The 17,732-nt window shown below is 68.5% G+C and carries 15 protein-coding genes, 1 tRNA gene and 1 riboswitch; of the genes, 13 read left to right on the top strand and 3 right to left on the bottom strand.

Annotated features, from left to right (window positions below):
- Nucleotides 1-164 precede the first annotated feature (164 nt).
- Nucleotides 165-1,133, top strand: a complete 969-nt coding sequence (locus tag CFB39_RS05125) for a hypothetical protein (RefSeq protein WP_089472352.1) — start codon at nucleotides 165-167, stop codon at nucleotides 1,131-1,133.
- 76 nt (nucleotides 1,134-1,209) lie between these two features.
- Here CFB39_RS05125 and CFB39_RS05120 read toward each other — a convergent pair whose 3' ends face one another.
- The gene (locus CFB39_RS05120) at nucleotides 1,210-1,902 is read right to left on the bottom strand and encodes a DUF2968 domain-containing protein (RefSeq protein WP_089472351.1); all 693 of its coding nucleotides are present in this window, start codon (nucleotides 1,900-1,902) and stop codon (nucleotides 1,210-1,212) included.
- A gap of 115 nt (nucleotides 1,903-2,017) precedes the next feature.
- Nucleotides 2,018-3,211: a gamma-glutamyl-gamma-aminobutyrate hydrolase family protein gene (locus tag CFB39_RS05115; RefSeq protein WP_089472350.1), complete on the bottom strand. Its 1,194-nt coding sequence runs from the start codon at nucleotides 3,209-3,211 to the stop codon at nucleotides 2,018-2,020.
- A 280-nt stretch (nucleotides 3,212-3,491) separates the two neighbouring features.
- On the opposite strand from CFB39_RS05115, the gene CFB39_RS05105 reads away from it, so the two are divergent.
- The 8 genes from CFB39_RS05105 (at nucleotide 3,492) to CFB39_RS05060 (ending at nucleotide 11,501) form a co-directional block, all read left to right on the top strand.
- Complete coding sequence (locus CFB39_RS05105; RefSeq protein ID WP_089472349.1) at nucleotides 3,492-4,172, top strand: GntR family transcriptional regulator; 681 nt, start codon at nucleotides 3,492-3,494, stop codon at nucleotides 4,170-4,172.
- Nucleotides 4,173-4,179: 7 nt separating this feature from the next.
- Nucleotides 4,180-5,556: an amidase gene (locus CFB39_RS05100; protein WP_089472348.1), complete on the top strand. Its 1,377-nt coding sequence runs from the start codon at nucleotides 4,180-4,182 to the stop codon at nucleotides 5,554-5,556.
- Nucleotides 5,557-5,694: 138 nt separating this feature from the next.
- Nucleotides 5,695-6,207 (top strand): disulfide bond formation protein B, encoded by a 513-nt coding sequence (locus CFB39_RS05095; protein WP_089472347.1) that lies wholly within the window; start codon nucleotides 5,695-5,697, stop codon nucleotides 6,205-6,207.
- A 611-nt stretch (nucleotides 6,208-6,818) separates the two neighbouring features.
- Nucleotides 6,819-7,835, top strand: a complete 1,017-nt coding sequence (gene xdhC / locus CFB39_RS05085; protein ID WP_089472345.1) for a xanthine dehydrogenase accessory protein XdhC — start codon at nucleotides 6,819-6,821, stop codon at nucleotides 7,833-7,835.
- An 18-nt stretch (nucleotides 7,836-7,853) separates the two neighbouring features.
- A complete protein-coding gene (locus tag CFB39_RS05080) occupies nucleotides 7,854-8,879 on the top strand; it encodes an adenosine deaminase (protein ID WP_089430754.1) in 1,026 nt (341 codons plus the stop codon).
- Between the two features lie 26 nt (nucleotides 8,880-8,905).
- The gene (locus CFB39_RS05075) at nucleotides 8,906-9,253 is read left to right on the top strand and encodes a hypothetical protein (protein ID WP_089472344.1); all 348 of its coding nucleotides are present in this window, start codon (nucleotides 8,906-8,908) and stop codon (nucleotides 9,251-9,253) included.
- Nucleotides 9,250-10,566: a guanine deaminase gene (gene guaD, locus CFB39_RS05070; RefSeq protein WP_089430753.1), complete on the top strand. Its 1,317-nt coding sequence runs from the start codon at nucleotides 9,250-9,252 to the stop codon at nucleotides 10,564-10,566. The genes CFB39_RS05075 and guaD overlap by 4 nt, the downstream gene beginning before the upstream one ends.
- 146 nt (nucleotides 10,567-10,712) lie before the next feature.
- A riboswitch (yybP-ykoY riboswitch) is annotated at nucleotides 10,713-10,850 on the top strand.
- Nucleotides 10,851-10,928: 78 nt separating this feature from the next.
- A complete protein-coding gene (locus tag CFB39_RS05060; protein ID WP_046545165.1) occupies nucleotides 10,929-11,501 on the top strand; it encodes a TMEM165/GDT1 family protein in 573 nt (190 codons plus the stop codon).
- Nucleotides 11,502-11,553: 52 nt separating this feature from the next.
- Here CFB39_RS05060 and CFB39_RS05055 read toward each other — a convergent pair whose 3' ends face one another.
- A complete protein-coding gene (locus CFB39_RS05055; RefSeq protein ID WP_089472343.1) occupies nucleotides 11,554-12,252 on the bottom strand; it encodes a DUF4136 domain-containing protein in 699 nt (232 codons plus the stop codon).
- A gap of 187 nt (nucleotides 12,253-12,439) precedes the next feature.
- Between CFB39_RS05055 and pepN the strand changes: the two genes are divergently transcribed.
- The 4 genes from pepN to CFB39_RS05035 all read left to right on the top strand — a co-directional run bounded on the left by pepN (nucleotide 12,440) and on the right by CFB39_RS05035 (nucleotide 17,690).
- Nucleotides 12,440-15,133, top strand: coding sequence for an aminopeptidase N (pepN, locus tag CFB39_RS05050; protein ID WP_089472342.1), 2,694 nt, complete (start codon nucleotides 12,440-12,442; stop codon nucleotides 15,131-15,133).
- 281 nt (nucleotides 15,134-15,414) lie between these two features.
- Entirely contained in the window at nucleotides 15,415-16,428 is a 1,014-nt protein-coding gene (locus tag CFB39_RS05045) for a class 1 fructose-bisphosphatase (RefSeq protein WP_089439471.1), read from the top strand.
- Nucleotides 16,429-16,635: 207 nt separating this feature from the next.
- Nucleotides 16,636-16,711: transfer RNA gene (locus CFB39_RS05040), tRNA-Thr, on the top strand.
- 169 nt (nucleotides 16,712-16,880) lie between these two features.
- A complete protein-coding gene (locus CFB39_RS05035) occupies nucleotides 16,881-17,690 on the top strand; it encodes a LuxR C-terminal-related transcriptional regulator (RefSeq protein WP_089472341.1) in 810 nt (269 codons plus the stop codon).
- The last annotated feature ends 42 nt before the right edge of the window (nucleotides 17,691-17,732 follow it).

Here is a 17,732-nt window from a genome sequence, read left to right as displayed (position 1 = left end):
TGCGGTCGCGGCGTTCTCCTCGTACAAGTCGTCCCGAAACGGCAGCAAAAATCAGATTGATCTGATCGACCGGCCTTCGCCGGCTGACCACAATGTCCCGATTTGCAACCAACGTTCGGCGCCGCACCGGCACGGTTGCCCGTGTCGCATGGCGCACCGCCCTCATGACCCCATCGCCCCTCGTCCCCGTCGCAGGCGCGCTCGCCCGCCCCCGCGTCGCTCCGCTCGATCACGTGCCGTCACTCGGCCGCGACTGGACCTTTCGCGGCGCCCCCGGTGCGCGGCCCGGCAAGCACTGCCTCGCGACACTGACGACGTCCTGCATCGACGTGGACCGGCCGCACCGCGCATGCCACTGGAAGCCGCTGTCCATCACGGCGTCGGCACCAACGCGTGCCGGGTCGCCGGTTGCACTGCCTGCCGCCGCGGCCCCGTGCTCCCGCCGTATCGCCGGCGGCTTTCGCGACCGGCGTGCGAAGTACGCGATCTGCTGGAGTATCGGCGCGTTCGGCATCATCGGCTGGCTGATTGCCGCATATGAACCGATTGCAGGGTTCGGGCCTGCCTACGCGATTCACGCGGCAGGTGACGTACCGGATCACGCTACGTCGTCGTCCGGGGCCGTGCGGGTCGCTGCGGTTCAGCCGCGTACGTCGACGAGCGCGCCTCCGCAGCGCAAGGTGGCCGCGCCTGTCGCGACAACGGCCGAGCCACTGCCGGCCACGCACCAGGTCGCGCGTCCTCCCGCATCGCTTCGTCCAAAGGCAACATCCGGCGTGCCGCCGACCGCCACCGCCACCGCCACTGCCACTGCCGCGTCGCCTCGTTCGAGCGGCAAGCGCATGGCGACGGCGCCGGTCCGAACACCAACCGTGATGCGAATGGCCACACGGCCGCCGGTCCGCGGCAACACGGTCGACACCCGCACCCGCGAGCGGCTCGCCGCATTGCCGCGTGCAACCGGCGACATGCGCGACACGCTCGATGATCCGCTCACGCTGATCGCGATGGCGAGCGCGCTGCGCGCTACCGAGCCTGTCCGCGCATCGCACGCGCCCGCCACCGGTGTGGACTGGACGGCGCAACTGTCCCACCGCCGCCTGACCGATACGCCGGACGCATTCGCGCGCTGACGGCCCGGCCATAAAAAAACCCGGCGAAGCCTGCTTCGCCGGGTTTTGCTCGTCTCTGCGCCCGTCTGACGATTCGTTACTTGTGCGCGGGCAGCCCCGTCTCGGTCTGCTTCTCGAGCTGTCGCACCTGCTCCTGCAGATCGCGCAGCTGCATCTGTGCAGCCCGCTTCTCGACCTGCAGCGCCTGCGCCTGCTCCTGCGCCGAGCGCTGCCGCTGCGCGACTTCAGCCTGCTGGCTGCGCGCAACGCTCAAGTCGGCCTGCAACTGCTGCGCACGATTCGCCTGCAGCGCGATCACGCGCTCGAGAAACGCCTTCTGCGCCTCCAGCTCGGTGCGGCGGATCTCGATATCGGCGAGTTGTACGGTCTGCTGAACGAAGTTCGCGTACACCATCTCCGCGCGGGTCTTTTCCTGCGACCGGATCACGCGCCACAGATGCTTGTCCTGGAACAACGCGACGTAGTACGTCATCTCGCGCGGGTCGAACATCAGGCTCGCACCATAGCTGCCGTTGTACGTCGTGCGCATCTCGACGATCCGGCCGTCGTGCAGCATCTGCGTCAGCTCGGCGACGTTGCCTTGTGCGGAGGCATCCGGCGCCGCCGTGGCGGATGCCTCCGTGTCGCCGCGCAGGCTCGTGACCGCCGGACGCGTTCCGGCGGCGGGCGCCGTCGCGTCGGCGGACCAGGCCGCGCCCGCTTGCGCGCAGGCAGCCAGCGCGACGATCCACGTGGCGCATCGTGCAGGGGAAAAATTTCGGAAAGCCAACGTCAGACTCCGGCAAACGAATCGGAACTCGCGATTATCGTTCAAAACGAAACGGCCGCATCTCGAATTTGTCGGGATGCGGCCGGCCTTCGTGCGACGCGAAGCTTGCGGCTTGCTACAGGCGGGTTTCGCGCGCCGCGCGCAGGAATGCATCGAGCAGCGGCGTGCAGTCGAGCAGCTCCGAACCGCCGGCCCGATGGAACTCGGGGTGCCACTGCACGCCGACGACGAACGGCGAACGGCGATGGCGAATGCCTTCGATGATCCCGTCGCCGGCCGACACGGCCTCGATGTTCAGATCGCGACCGAGATCGCGGATCGCCTGATGGTGGATCGAGTTGACGATCGCTTCGCTGCGCCCCGGGAACATGCTCGCAAGCGTCGACGAATCCGGGAAGCGGATCGCGTGACGATGCTGGTCGTAATGCTCGCTCACGTGCGCATTCGCGGTCGGCACGTCGGTGGCGATGTCCTGGTACAGCGAGCCACCGAACGCGACGTTGATCAGCTGGCAGCCGCGGCACACGCCGAGCACGGGTTTGCCGGACTCGACGAACTCGTGCAGCAGCTCGAGCTCGTACATGTCGCGCACGCGATCGCCCGGCCACTCGGGGCGGGCGTCGGACGCGGCATAGGTTTGCGGCGATACGTCTGCGCCGCCCTGCAGCAGCAGGCCGTCGAGATGCTTCGCGTAGTCGCGCAGGCGGATGTTGCTCGGATGAATCATGCCCTGATGGCCGACGGTCGGAATCATGAACACGAGCACGTCGCGCGACATGACCCAGTGCGCGATCGATTCCTCGAGGTACTGGAGCGTCTTGCCTCTCAGCCCCTTCGCACCCGGTTCCGGATGGAAGATCCGCGCCGACACGCCGATGCGCAGCGTGCGCTGCGTGATGCGCTGGCCGGCACGGTCGAACAGCCGGCGGGCGCGCGCGGCCACGATCCGGCCGAATACCGACCACGGCGTGTCGCTCTGCTTCAGATAGGCCGGCGGCGCATTCTGCGCGCTCGCGGGCGGCGGGCGCGGCGTGTCGAAATCAGGCTGCGCGCCGAAACCGGGTGGCGGCGTGCCAGCCTTCGGCGGCGCGGCGGCAGCAGCAGCACCATCGATGGCGGCGCCGGTCGCCCCGGGCGCGCCCGGCTCGGACGCAGCCGTAACCGGTGACGCGCCGTCGGCAGCGACGTTCTGCGCGGCGGCCTGGGCGGCCGGCGCATCGGGCGCTTTCGCCGGATCGGTACGGGGTGAATCGGAAGAAACGGAGGAGGTGCCGGGCAGACCGGCCGGGGAAGGCGTGTTTTCGCTCATGACGATGGTCTGGTACGTCGCTCACGCGTATGGATAAACGAAGATTCATTATGCTTCAGCGCACGATCGAGCGGCAAACCTGCAACATCCTGTCGATATTGTTGCAAGTCGGCGGCAAACTGCGTCGGGGAGCGTCCCCGCCCGCGCGCCGGCCAGGCGGATGCGGCATCGCCAATACTGGACATCAGTGATATATCACAATAATATCCACGCATCGTCCACGCTTCCCGACCGCCTGCGCCATGATCGCGCCCCGCCCGGCCGCCGCGCCGCACCCCGCATGAATGCCCTCGCCGACGTCAGCCACGAGCACCCGGCCGCACCGACGGCCAGCCTCGCCGACCGCGCGTATGCGCTGATCCAGCACGACATCATCACGATGCGCCTGAAGCCCGGCGCCGCCCTCAACGAAGCCGACCTCGTCGCCCGCACCGGCATCGGCCGCACGCCGGTGCACCAGGCCGTGCATCGGCTCGTGCTCGAAGGGCTGCTGTCCGTGATGCCGCGCAAGGGATTGATGGTGCAGCCGCTGTCGCTCGACGACATCGTCGCGGTAATCGACGTGCGGCGCATCAACGAAGCGCACTGCGCGGAACTCGCCGCGCGCCACGCAACGCCTGACGATCTCGCGCGCCTGGCCGCGCTGCTCGACGACGGGCAGGCCTGCGTCGACACGCACGACGTCGAAGGCATGATGGAACTCGACCGCGCATTCCACCAGGCGATCGCCGCGGCCGCGCGCAACGCGGTCCTCGCCGACATCCTGCGCGGGCTGCATGAGCGCTCGCTGCGCTTCTGGTTCGTCACGCTGTCCGAACCTCACCATCTCGCCGACGTCCAGCACGAGCATCGCGAACTGTTCGATCGGCTGTCCGCGCGCGACGCCGCCGGCGCACGCGCGGCCGTTGAAAGTCATATCGATTCGTTCCGCTCCACGCTTCTTCAACATCTTCGCCCCTGAGCCGCCCATGACCACTTTCACGCCCTTCCCTCCGCTCGCCCAGCTCGCCGCCGACCTCGCCGCCGGCCGGACCACGAGCCGCGCGCTCGTCGACACCGCGCTCGACCGGATCGCCGATCCGTCGGGCCAGGGCGCGGTCGTCTTCACCGAAGTCGATGCCAACAACGCGCGCGCGGCCGCCGACGCGCACGACCGGCTGCGCGCCGCGGGCACCGTGCTGTCGCCGCTCGCGGGCATCCCGGTGTCGGTCAAGGACCTGTTCGACGTCGCGGGGCAGGTGACGCGCGCGGGTTCGCGCGTGCTCGACGGTGCGCCGGCCGCGCGCACCGACGCGGTCGCGGTCGCGCGGCTCAAGCGCGCAGGCGCGGTGCTGGTCGGCCGCACCAACATGAGCGAGTTCGCGTTCTCGGGGCTCGGGCTGAATCCGCACTTCGGCCATCCGCGCTCGCCGTACCACCGCGACGTGCCGGGCGACGCGCGGATTTCCGGCGGGTCGTCGTCCGGCGCGGCCGCGTCCGTCGCCGACGGGATGGCCGCCGTCGCGCTCGGCACCGACACGGGCGGCTCGATCCGCATTCCGGCCGCCCTGTGCGGGCTGACGGGCTTCAAGCCGACCGCGAGCCGGATCCCGACGCAAGGCGGCGTGCCGCTGTCGACGACGCTCGACTCGTTCGGCCCGATCGGCCTGACGGTCGCCTGCTGTGCGCTCGTCGACCGGATGCTCGCGGGCCTCGAACCGCACGTGCCGGCCGCCCGGCCGCTCGAAGGCGTGCGGCTCGGCGTGCTGACGAACTATGTGACGGACGGCGTCGATGCCGACGTCGCGGCCGCGCTCGACGCCGCGCTCAAGCATCTCGAAGCCGCCGGCGCGATCGTCACGGAAGTGCGCTTCCCCGCGCTCGACCGGCTGCCGGACGTCAACCGCTTCGGCTTCTCGCCGATCGAGGCCTACGCGTGGCATCGCCCGCTGCTCGCCAAGCACCGTGACCAGTACGACCCGCGCGTGCTCACACGGATCCTGAAGGGCGAACCCGCGAGCGCGGCCGACTATCTCGACCTGCTCGCCGCGCGCACGGCGATGCTCGACGAAGCCGCGCACACGGTCTGGTCGCGCTTTGATGCGCTCGTCGCGCCGACAGTGCCGGTCGTGCCGCCGCGCATCGCCGAACTCGAGGCGGACGACGATGCCTTCACGCGCACCAACGCGCTGATCCTGCGCAACCCCAGCGCGTTCAACTTCCTCGACGCGTGCGCGTTGTCGCTGCCCTGCCATCCGCGCGACGCGGCGCCGGTCGGCCTGATGCTCGCGGCCGCGCCGCACCGCGACGACGCGCTGCTCGCGATCGGCCAGGCGGTCGAGGCCGTGCTGAACACGATCCGCTGAGCGCCGCCAGCCGGGCGCCGACGGGCAGGACGCGCGGTGCGGCAGGTTGCCGCACGCGCGCTGTCAGTTTCGTGCCAGACCGTTCGCGCTAAAATCGCGCGATTGTTTTCCGGACCGACCACGAGGAACCCCGCCGACATGAACGACTACACGCTCGCCATCCGCCGCGAACGCCGCCTGCTGATGCTGCTCGGATGGGTGTGCATCGCCCTGCTGACCGGTGCGCTCTACCTGCAGTACGTGAAGAACGAAGATCCGTGCCCGCTGTGCATCATCCAGCGCTACTTCTTCTGCGCGATCGGGATCTTCGCGTTCCTGGCCGCCGGGATCCGCAACTGGCGCGGTGTCTGGGTGCTCGAGCTGCTGATCGCGATCGCCGCGGCCGGCGGTGTCGGCACGGCCGCCCGGCACCTGTCGATCCAGATGAATCCGGGCTTCAGCTGCGGCTTCGACACGCTGCAGCCGATCGTCGACAGCCTGCCGCCCGCGCAGTGGTTCCCCGGCATGTTCAAGGTCGCCGGGCTGTGCGAGACGGTCTACCCGCCGATCTTCGGCATCCTGCTGCCCGGCTGGGCGCTGATCGGCTTCGCCGTGATCCTGGTCGCGGTCGCCGCGAGCCTCTGGCGCCATCGCCGCAAGCTCGTGGCCTGACCGGCCGGTTTCGACCGGCCTGCGCGCGGCCCGTTCGCCCGGGCCGCACACTACCGCCGGCCGGTGACCGCCCGGCTCCGGCGCGCCCGCCGGCCCAGCCCGGCGAGCCGCATCCGGCCCGTCGAGCGTAAACACCTACCCCGCCGCCGCCCCGGGACTCCGGGCGAACGCGCATCGCGCGAGTTCCGCGCCCAGCCCCGCCACGCCTGCGTTTCGGCCCGATGTGCGCGCATTGGCGCCCCGATCCCGCGCGGCGGGCCTATGATCGACATGATCGCCTCCTGATAGCCCGGATCACCGCCTGGCGATGTTTCCGTCGCCTCGCGGTGCTATCTTCGTGACTGGATGGCGATCTACGTGCGCGAGGCCAGGCGGTCTCACCACCCCTGCGTAACGCGCGCCCGATCCGCAATGTCGACTGGATTCATCATGACAACGCAAACCATCCGCATCCGTCACCCTCATGCCGTCCGCGCGCGCCGTTCGCGCGCTGCCGCCGCACTGCATCGGCCGTGCGGCCGGCCCGCCTCGCTCCCGTCCGTCATCGTTGCCGCCACGCCCGCCAGCCCGCGCCGCGTGTCGTGCCGCGTCGTCCCGAACGGAGCGTGCTGATGGAAGCCTGGCTCGGCGATCTGCAGCAACTGCTCGCGCACGGCGAAGCGGCCGTGCTCGTGACGGTCGCGCACACCGACGGCTCCGCGCCGCGCGAAGCCGGCACCAAGATGCTCGTCACGCGCGACACGGCCCGCCATACGATCGGCGGCGGTCATCTGGAATGGAAGGCGATCGAGATCGCGCGGCATCTGCTGAAGGATGGCGCGCACGTGCCGCACGCGCGCCGGCTCGAACGGCTAGCGCTTGGCCCGAGTCTCGGCCAGTGCTGTGGCGGCGCCGTGGTGCTCGCGTTCGAGCGGCTCGATGTGGGCGATCTCGGCTGGATCATGTCGCTCGCGAAGCGTGTCGCGGCCGGCGCCGCGACCGTGCGTAGCGTATCATTCGGCCCCTCGCCGGGCGCGCCGCTGTTGAGCGAGCCCGAATCGGAAGCCGCGCGTGCCGACTGCCTGCTGTGGGAAACCGGCGGCGTGTCGCTGATGACCGAAACGATCGCGCCGTATGCGTTCCCCGTCGTGCTGTTCGGCGCCGGGCACATCGGCACCGCGCTCGTGAAGGTGCTGGCGACGCTGCCGTGCCACGTGCGCTGGATCGACGGGCCCGATGCGGTGTTCCCGCCGGCCGACGCGCTCGCCGGCATCGGCAACCTCGCGATCGAAGCGGCCGCCGCCCCGGCCGACGCGGTCGACGCCGCACCGCCGCAGTCGTACTTCGTCGTGATGACGCACGACCACGCACTCGATTTCGTGCTGGCCGAGCGCATCCTGCGTCGTGCCGACTACGCGTACTTCGGGATGACCGGCTCGCACGCGAAACGCGTGCAGTTCGATCATCGTCTCGCCGCGATCGGCATCGACCCGGCCCAGGTCGCGCGGATGCGCTGCCCGATCGGTGTCGAAGGCATCATCGACAAGGCACCCGAAGTAATCGCGATCTCGGTGGCTGCGCAATTGCTGCAGGCCGTCGAGGCAAACGCGAATGCAAACGCGTCCACGCAGGCTTCCCCTACCTACTGACCGACCAAGAACGACGCCATGACCCCGACATTCAAGGACAAGATTGCCCGCGCGCCGAAAGCGGAGCTGCACATCCATATCGAAGGCTCGCTCGAGCCCGAACTGATCTTTGCGCTCGCGCAGCGCAACGGCGTGAAGCTCGCGTACGACTCGATCGACGCGCTGCGCGCCGCATACGCGTTCACCGACCTGCAGTCGTTCCTCGACATCTATTACGCCGGCGCGAGCGTGCTGCTGACCGAGCAGGATTTCTACGACATGACGGCCGCGTACTGCGAACGCGCGCTCGCCGACAACGTCGTCCACACCGAGCTGTTCTTCGATCCGCAAACGCACACCGAGCGCGGCGTGCCGATCGAGACGGTGGTCGCGGGCATCGAGCGTGCACTCGCCGATGCCGAGCAACGCGGGCTGTCGAGCAAGCTGATCCTGTGCTTCCTGCGCCACCTGTCCGAAGAGGACGCGCTCGCGACGTTCGAATCCGCGCTGCCGCTGTTCGAGCGCTATCGCCATCGCCTGATCGGCGTGGGCCTCGACTCGTCCGAGCTCGGCCATCCGCCGACGAAGTTCGCACGCGTGTTCGAGAAGGCGCGCGCGCTCGGGCTGAAGCTCGTCGCGCACGCAGGCGAGGAAGGCCCGCCGGCGTACATCTACGAAGCGCTCGACGTGCTGAAGGTCGACCGGATCGACCACGGCGTGCGCAGCATCGAGGACGCGGCGCTCGTCGAGCGCCTCGCGAAATCGCGTACGGCGCTCACCGTCTGCCCGCTGTCGAATCTCAAGCTGTGCGTGTTCGACGACATGGCGAAGCACACGCTGAAGGCGCTGCTCGATCGCGGCGTCGCGGTGACGATCAACTCCGACGATCCGGCCTATTTCGGCGGCTACGTCAATGAAAACTACTTCGCGACGGCCGAAGGGCTGCAACTCACGGATGCCGAAGTCCATGCGGTGATCCGCAACGGCTTCGAGGCGTCGTTCATCGAACCGGCGCAGCGCGACGCGCTGTACGCGCGCCTCGACGCGTACTGGCAGGCCGCGTGACGGCCGGCATCGAGGAACGCTGACAGATGAAACACGGCAACGGCATCCGCTTCGCGACCACCGGCCCGGCCCTGCGCCGGGACGACCGCGGGCGTGAGCGCGCGGCGACGGCGCTGTGCGTCGTCGCTCGCGCATGCCTGCCGTCGCGATTTGCCGTTTCGCGCGCGGCCGCATCGGTCGTGAGCGCAACGGCTGCGAGGCCCGCCGGCAACCACTCGCCGGCGGCTTCGGCCGCCACGTTCGCCCGCGCAATCGCTTCCGGTCGTGCCGCACGCAGCGTGCCGCACCCGCTCGCCAGGCGCCACGTTGCCCCCGTGCGGCGTCGCCCGTTTTCTTCTGTTCGCCTTACCTTGATGCAGGACCATTCGTCATGACGCAAACCGCTTTCCGTTCCCAGCTGCTGACCTTCAACGGCGACCCGGCGCAATCGAGCCAGGCCGCGAACTACGAGACCGACGGCCTTCTGGTCGTCGACGACGGCAAGGTCGTCGCGGCCGGCCCGTACGCGCAGCTCGCCGCGACGCTCGCGCGCGACGCGATCGTCCATGACCTGCGCGACAAGCTGATCGTGCCCGGCTTCATCGACACGCACATCCACTATCCGCAGACGGACATGATCGCGTCGCCGGCGCCGGGCCTGCTGCCGTGGCTGGACAAGTACACGTTCCCGACCGAGCGCCAGTTCGGCGATCCCGAGCATGCGCGCGAAGTCGCCGACTTCTTCGTCGACGAACTGCTCGCCTGCGGCACGACGAGCGCGCTCGTCTACTGCACGGTGCACAAGCAGTCGGCCGATGCGCTGTTCGCGGCGAGCGATGCGCGCGACCTGCGGATGATCGCGGGCAAGGTGCTGATGGACCGCAACTGCCCCGAATTCCTGCGCGATACCGCGCAATCGGGTTATGACGACAGTGCCGAGCTGATCGACCGCTGGCACGGCAAGGGCCGCCAGATGTACGCGCTCACGCCGCGCTTCGCGCCGACGTCGACCGAGGCGCAGCTCGAGGCGTGCAGCGAACTCGCGCGCCGCCATCCGGACGTGTTCGTGCAGAGCCACGTCGCGGAAAACGTCGACGAGGTGAAATGGGTGGCCGAGCTGTTCCCCGGCCATCGCAGCTATCTCGACATCTACGACCGCTACGGGCTGCTGCGCCCGCGCGCGGTGTACGGCCACTGCATCCACCTCGACGACGAGGACCGCCGCCGGATGGCCGAGACGCGCACCGTCGTCGCGCACTGCCCGACGTCGAACTTCTTCCTCGGCAGCGGGCTGTTCGATTTCGACAAGGCCGGCGAATACGACGTGCCCGTCACGCTCGCGACCGACGTCGGCGGCGGCACGTCGTTCTCGATGCTGCAGACGATGAACGAAGCGCACAAGGTCGCGCGGCTGTCGGGCCACCACCTGAGCGCGACGCGAATGTTCTGGCTCGCGACGGCCGGCGCCGCGCAGGCGCTCGACCTCGCCGATACGGTCGGCACGCTCGCACCGCGCACCGAGGCCGACTTCGTCGTGCTCGATCCGCAGGCCACGCCGCTGCTCGCGCGCCGCACGAAACGCGCGGATTCGCTCGAGGAACTGCTGTTCGCGTTCGCGCTGCTCGGCGACGACCGCGCGGTGTACCGCACCTATGCGGCCGGCCAACTCGTCCACGAGCGCGGCGCGGCACGCCGCCCCGCCGCGTAACGACCTGCCGGGGTTCGCCCCGGCACGCGCGGGCCTCCACCGCCGCGCGTGCCGGGCCGCCGAGACTGCCGTACGCCGATCCCGCCCCGACTCCGGGCACAGCGCCCGCCAACCGCTTTCCCGCGCGCAACGCACCGTGCTAGAATTCGCCGCTCATTGGGGAGTAGCCGCTCCGCTCGATGTCCCGCGCTCCCGGCGCGCATCGTGACGGAGGCGTCCGTCAACAGACTTGGCCGTACGGCCATGGCGGACGCAGCCACCGAGGCCTGGCGAGACCGATGGTTCACAGCGCGCCGCATCAGGGCCCGGCGCGCGGTGGATCGTCGCTCGCACGCACAACATCGGCCCGTGGAACCCCATACGTGTCTCAAGCCTTCCTGATCTCCACCGGCGCCGTCGCCCTCGCTGAAATCGGCGACAAGACCCAACTGCTGTCCCTCGTACTCGCCGCGCGCTATCGCAAGCCGGTGCCGATCATTCTCGGCGTGCTCGTCGCGACGCTCGTGAACCACGGTTTCGCCGGCGCGCTCGGCGAATGGCTCGGCGTGCTCGTCACACCGTCGATCATGCGCTGGGCGCTCGCGTTCTCGTTCATCGCAATGGGGTTGTGGATCCTCGTGCCGGACAAGCTCGATGCCGACGAAGCCAATGCAAACCGCTCACGGCTCGGCGTGTTCGGTGCGACCCTCGTCGCATTCTTCCTCGCGGAAATGGGCGACAAGACGCAGATCGCGACCGTCGCGCTGGCCGCGCGCTTCCAGGACTACATCGGTGTCGTGGCCGGCACGACGTTCGGGATGATGCTCGCGAACGTGCCCGCGATCCTGCTCGGCGACCGCTTCGCGCACCGCCTGCCGACGAAGCTCGTGCACGCGATCGCGGCCGTGCTGTTCGTCGTGCTCGGCGCGCTGGCGCTGCTGGGTATCGGGGTCTGACGGAAGGGCAGGGCCGGCGCGGCCGGACGGCCGCGCCGAGAGGAATCCCGCGTTATTTCGCGACGGCGGCACCCGACGCGGGCGCGGCCGGCACCACGCGTTCGTTGGCGGCCGGCGCCGCCGGGCCGCCGCGCTTGTCGACCGGCAGCCGGACCGAGCGAACCGCGCCGTTGGACAGCGGGAAGTCGGCGAGCGCACTGCGCGCGAGGAACGGCATCGCGTACAGCAGCGTGCCGTTGTCGCCGGTCGTGCGCGCGGACACGTTGTACACCTCCTTGCCCGTCGCGCGCTCGGTGATGCGGATACCGAGCGTGTAGTCGAACACCTGGTACGTCTGCGCGACGTAGCCGGCCGGCATCGGCCCCCAGGGACCCCACGGGCCCCACGGCCCGCGCCGCCAGTACGGCCCGGGCGCGAACCACGGATCGTAATAGACCGGCTGCGGCACCGTCACGAGATCGCTGCCGACCGCATAGGTCAGCCCGACGAGATACCGCGCCTGCGCCTGCGGAACCTGCCGGAACGCATACGTCGACAGCTCGTTCGCGACGATCGGCTCATAGGTCGACTGCTCGATACTGTTCTTCTGCGCCTCGGTGCGCGTGAACGCATAGGTGCGTGTCGCGTCGCTGCCGCTCCAGTCGGAGAAGGCCGTGACCTGGGTCGTCACGTAGCTGGTGCAGCCGGTCAGCAGCGTCACGCACAGCACCGCCGCCCAGCCCGCACCGCGTTGAATCCATTCGCGTTTCATGTTGATCCTCTTCGATCCGTCACCCGTTCGTCGCACCGCGCGAACCGTAACGGGATGCCGATAATACGCGGACTCCCGGAACCGGTAAAAAGTTCGCCCGGCACGCGGCCGCCAGCCTTTGTACAATGGCCCGGTTCGCCCGGCCCGTGCCACGGGCCCGTCCCCCACTCCACCGATCTCGACGACCATGTCCGACAACGCCTCCTCCACCGTGATCCGCCGCGCCGACTACACGCCGCCGGCCTTCCTCATCGATGCCGTCGCGCTCGAATTCGATCTTGCGCCGGCCCGCACGATCGTCAGGAATACGATGCGCGTGCGCCGCAATCCGGACGCCGCGCCCGCGCCGCACCTGGAGCTGATGGGCGAAGCGCTCGAATTCGTCGGCGCCTGGCTGGATGGCGCGCCGCATGGCGCCGTGCGTGCGCACGAACACGGGCTGACGGTCGAGAACGTGCCCGAAGCGTTCGAGCTGACGCTCGAAAGCGCATGCGCACCCGACCAGAATACGACGCTGTCCGGCCTCTACGTGTCGAGCGGCAACTTCTTCACGCAGTGCGAAGCCGAAGGTTTCCGCCGCATCACCTACTTCCTCGATCGTCCCGACGTGATGGCGTCGTACACGGTGACGCTGCGCGCCGACAAGGCCGCGTACCCGGTGCTGCTGTCGAACGGCAACCTCGTCGATTCCGGCGACCTGCCCGACGGCCGCCACTTCGCGAAATGGGAAGACCCGTTCCGCAAGCCGAGCTACCTGTTCGCGCTGGTCGCGGGCAAGCTCGTCGCGATCGAGGAGAAGATCACGTCCGGCTCGGGCAAGGAGAAGCTGCTGCAGGTGTGGGTCGAGCCGGCCGATCTCGACAAGACGCGTCATGCGATGGATTCGCTGATCCACTCGATCCGCTGGGACGAGCGGCGCTTCGGCCTCGAGCTCGATCTCGACCGCTTCATGATCGTCGCGGTGGGCGATTTCAACATGGGCGCGATGGAGAACAAGGGGCTCAACATCTTCAACACGAAGTACGTGCTGGCGAACCCCGAGACCGCGACCGACACCGACTTCGCGAACATCGAATCGGTGGTCGGCCACGAATACTTCCACAACTGGACCGGCAACCGCGTGACCTGCCGCGACTGGTTCCAGCTGAGCCTGAAGGAAGGCCTGACGGTATTCCGCGACCAGGAATTCTCGGCCGACATGGCCGCGGGCGACGACCTCGAATCGGCGGCCCGCGCGGTCAAGCGCATCGAGGACGTGCGCGTGCTGCGCCAGCTGCAGTTCGCCGAGGACGCGGGCCCGATGGCGCACCCGGTGCGCCCGGAAAGCTACGTCGAGATCAACAACTTCTACACGATGACCGTCTACGAGAAAGGCTCGGAAGTCGTGCGGATGTACCAGACGCTGTTCGGCCGCGACGGCTTCCGCAAGGGGATGGACCTGTACTTCAAGCGCCACGACGGGCACGCGGTGACCTGCGACGACTTCCGTCACGCGATGGCCGACGCGAACGGGCGCGATCTCGCGCAGTTCGAGCGCTGGTACAGCCAGGCGGGCACCCCGCGCGTGTCGGTGCGCACCGCGTACGACGCGGCCGCGCGCCGCTATACGGTCACGCTCGCGCAGGGCTACGGCGACGCGTCGCCGGCCGCGCGCGAGACGCAACAGGGGCCGCTCCTGATCCCGTTCGCGATCGGCCTGATCGGCCGCGACGGCCGCGACCTGCCGCTGCGTCTCGACGGCGAAGCCGCCGCCGCAGGCACGACGCGCGTGCTCGACTTCACCGACACCGAGCAGACCTTCACGTTCGTCGACGTGCCGGAACAGCCGCTGCCGTCGCTGCTGCGTAATTTCTCGTCGCCGGTGATCGTCGAGTACGACTACAGCGACGACGACCTCGCGTTCCTGCTCGCGCACGACAGCGATCCGTTCAACCGCTGGGAAGCCGGCCAGCGCCTCGCGACCCGCGCGCTGCTGACGCTCGCCGCGCGTGCGGCCGCGAACGAGCCGCTCACGCTCGGCGAGAACTTCGTTGCTGCATTCCGCCGCGTACTGACCGACGCGACGCTGTCACCCGCGTTCCGCGAACTCGCGCTGACGCTGCCGTCGGAAACCTACCTCGCCGACCAGATGGCCGAAGCCGATCCGGCCGCCGTGCATCGCGCGCGCCAGTTCGTGCGCCGCCGGCTCGCCACCGCGCTTCGCGCGGAATGGCTCGCCGCGTACGCGCAACACCAGACGCCCGGCGCCTACGAACCGACGCCGGAAGCCTCGGGCCGCCGTGCGCTGAAGAACCTCGCGCTCGCGTATCTCGCCGAACTCGAGGATCCGGCCGATGCGGTGCGCCTCGCGAGCGCGCAATACGATGCGGCGAACAACATGACCGATCGCGCGGCTGCGCTCGGCGCGCTGCTGTCCGCCGCGGCCGCCGGCGCGACCGAACCGGCCGAGCACGCGCTCGACGATTTCTATCGTCGCTTCGAGAAGGAAGCGCTCGTGATCGACAAGTGGTTCGCGATGCAGGCGGCACAACGCGGCACGCCCGCGCAGCCGACGCTCGCGAAGGTGCGCAAGCTGCTCGCGCACCCGGCGTTCAACCTGAAGAATCCGAACCGGGCGCGCTCGCTGATTTTCAGCTTCTGCGCGGCCAACCCCGCGCAATTCCATGCGGCGGACGGCTCGGGTTACGCGTTCTGGGCGGAACAGGTGCTCGCGCTCGACGCGATCAACCCGCAGGTCGCGGCGCGCCTCGCCCGCTCGCTCGAACTGTGGCGCCGCTTCACGCCGGCGCTGCGCGACCGGATGCGCGAAGCGCTCGAGCAGGTCGCCGCCGGCGCGAAATCGCGTGACGTGCGCGAGATCGTCGAGAAGGCGCTCGCGTAACGCCATCGCCCGCGTCGCGCCTGCGCGATACAGCCGGTGCCGCTCGTCGCGGCACCGGCTTTTTTATGGTGTGAAGACTGCTGGAACCACGCGCAATCGCGAGGGCCGACCGCGCCGCCTGCCGTTGGTGTCAAGCGCGTCCCGCCGGTTTCCAACCCTGGGAAACCGGGCCGGGACGGCCGCCCGGTCATGTAACCGGACGAAAAAAGCCGGTGGCACGGGAGGCGCGGCGGGTAAAATTGCGGCTATTCAAGGATTCTTTTGGCCTTCTGGAGTCTGTCATGTCCATTGCCCGCCGCACCACGCTGTCGAAGTTCCTGATCGAACAGCAACGTGAGACCAACAACCTCCCCGCCGACCTGCGCCTGCTGATCGAAGTCGTCGCGCGCGCATGCAAGGCGATCAGCTACAACGTGTCGAAGGGCGCGCTCGGCGAAGCGCTCGGCACCGCCGGCAGCGAGAACGTCCAGGGCGAAGTGCAGAAGAAGCTCGACATCCTGTCGAACGAAATCCTGCTCGACGCGAACGAATGGGGCGGCAACCTCGCCGCGATGGCATCGGAAGAAATGGAAACGTTCTTCCCGATCCCGGCGAACTACCCGCGCGGCGAATACCTGCTCGTGTTCGATCCGCTCGACGGCTCGTCGAACATCGACGTGAACGTGTCGATCGGCACGATCTTCTCGGTGCTGCGCTGCCCGGACGGCAAGCAGGCCACCGAGGAATCGTTCCTGCAGCCCGGCACGCAGCAGGTTGCGGCCGGTTATGCCGTGTACGGCCCGCAGACGGTGTTCGTGCTGACGACCGGCAACGGTGTGAACTGCTTCACGCTCGACCGCGAAGTCGGCTCGTGGGTACTCACGCAGAGCAACATGCAGATCCCGGCCGACACGCGCGAGTACGCGATCAACGCATCGAATGCCCGCCACTGGTACGACCCGGTCAAGCGCTACGTCGACGAGCTGAACGCCGGCAAGGACGGCCCGCGCGGCGACAACTTCAACATGCGCTGGATCGCATCGATGGTGGCCGACGTGCACCGGATCCTGAACCGCGGCGGCATCTTCATGTACCCGGCCGACAAGCGCACGCCCGATCGTCCGGGCAAGCTGCGCCTGATGTACGAAGCGAACCCGATGTCGTTCATCGTCGAACAGGCAGGCGGCGCCGCGACGACCGGCACGCAGCGCATCATGGAAGTGCAGCCGACGGGCCTGCATCAGCGCGTCCCGGTGTTCCTCGGTTCGAAGAACGAAGTCGAGCGCGTGACGGGCTACCATCAGGAAAAGCAATAAATTTGCACTGCAGCACTAGACAGTGTCGCGCGACGTACGTAGAATCGCGGCTCTCGATGTGACCCCAACGGGTCGCATCGCAGTGAAACGAAGCGGGAAGTTTGCCGAGTCGATGCGTTTCGCGAAACAGCAGCAGCAAGCTGAAAAAATTTCGCAAAACCTATTGCCAAGGTCTCAGATTTCACCTTATAATTTCGTTTCTCTGATGCCGGTGTAGCTCAGTTGGTAGAGCAGCGCATTCGTAATGCGAAGGTCGTAGGTTCGACTCCTATCTCCGGCACCAAGTTATAAAGGGCTGACAAGCAATGCTTGTCAGCCCTTTTCTCATTCCGGGCGCCCAATCGTGCTGCCCTTCTTCTCTCCGCGTCCGCTCCGCTTGCGGGCATCACCCGACTCCCGCGCCGCCCGCCGCCGATTACAATCGCCGGACCCCTCCGCCCTTTCCGAGCATCATGCGCACCTGGCGTCTCGAGCGACCGAACCTCACCGGGCAACTGGACGTATCGCGTGCGACGCGCCTTGTCGCCGCGATCGGCGGCAACGAGCCCAACGCATTCGCAGCCGAAGTGCTGACGCTGTTCGACGATGCGCTATCGGTCACGCAATGCACGATCTTCGCGTACGAGTTCGGCAACCGTCCGCGCACGCTATCCGTCGCCGACCACCGCGGCGGCCGCTACCTGCGCGACGTCGCCGACACCTACGCGCGACACTTCTACGCGCTCGACGGCAACCAGAAGATCGTGTCGAGCGCACCTCGCGGCGCGCGCCGCCACGACCTGCTGCTGCACCAGCAGGCCGGCGACGAGATCGATCATGAAGCGTATCGAGCGGCCTGCTATCGCGGCCCCGACGTGTCCGACCGGCTGTCGTTGCTGATGCAGCCCAACGATGCGAGCTGGCTGTCGATCAATTTGTACCGCGCGCATCGCAGCGGCGCGTTCCAGCCGCGCGAGATCGCGGTGATCGAAGCGCTCGCGCCACTGATCGCGCAGGCAGCGAAGCATCACTACGCGCTCGCCGGTGCCGCGCAGATCGGGATCCCGCAACGGATGCTCGCGCGGCTGCGCAGCGCCTGCCCGGCGCTGTCCAAGCGTGAACTCGACGTGCTGCGCGGTGTGCTCGAAGGCCAGACCGCACAAGAGATCGGCGAGACGATCGGCGTGAAGGCGTCGAGCGTCGTCACGTACCAGAAACGCGCCTACCGGCGCCTGGGCATCTCGAGCCAGCGCCAGTTGTTCGCACTCTGCCTGCAGCCCTGAACCGAACCGGCCTGCGATGACCGAATCGGGGTAAATCCCGGT

Origin of the sequence: Burkholderia sp. AU6039 (assembly GCF_002223365.1) — a bacterium.
Classification (GTDB): domain Bacteria; phylum Pseudomonadota; class Gammaproteobacteria; order Burkholderiales; family Burkholderiaceae; genus Burkholderia.
Note: the sequence above shows the minus strand (reverse complement) of the source record. Positions and strands in the feature narration are given on the sequence as shown.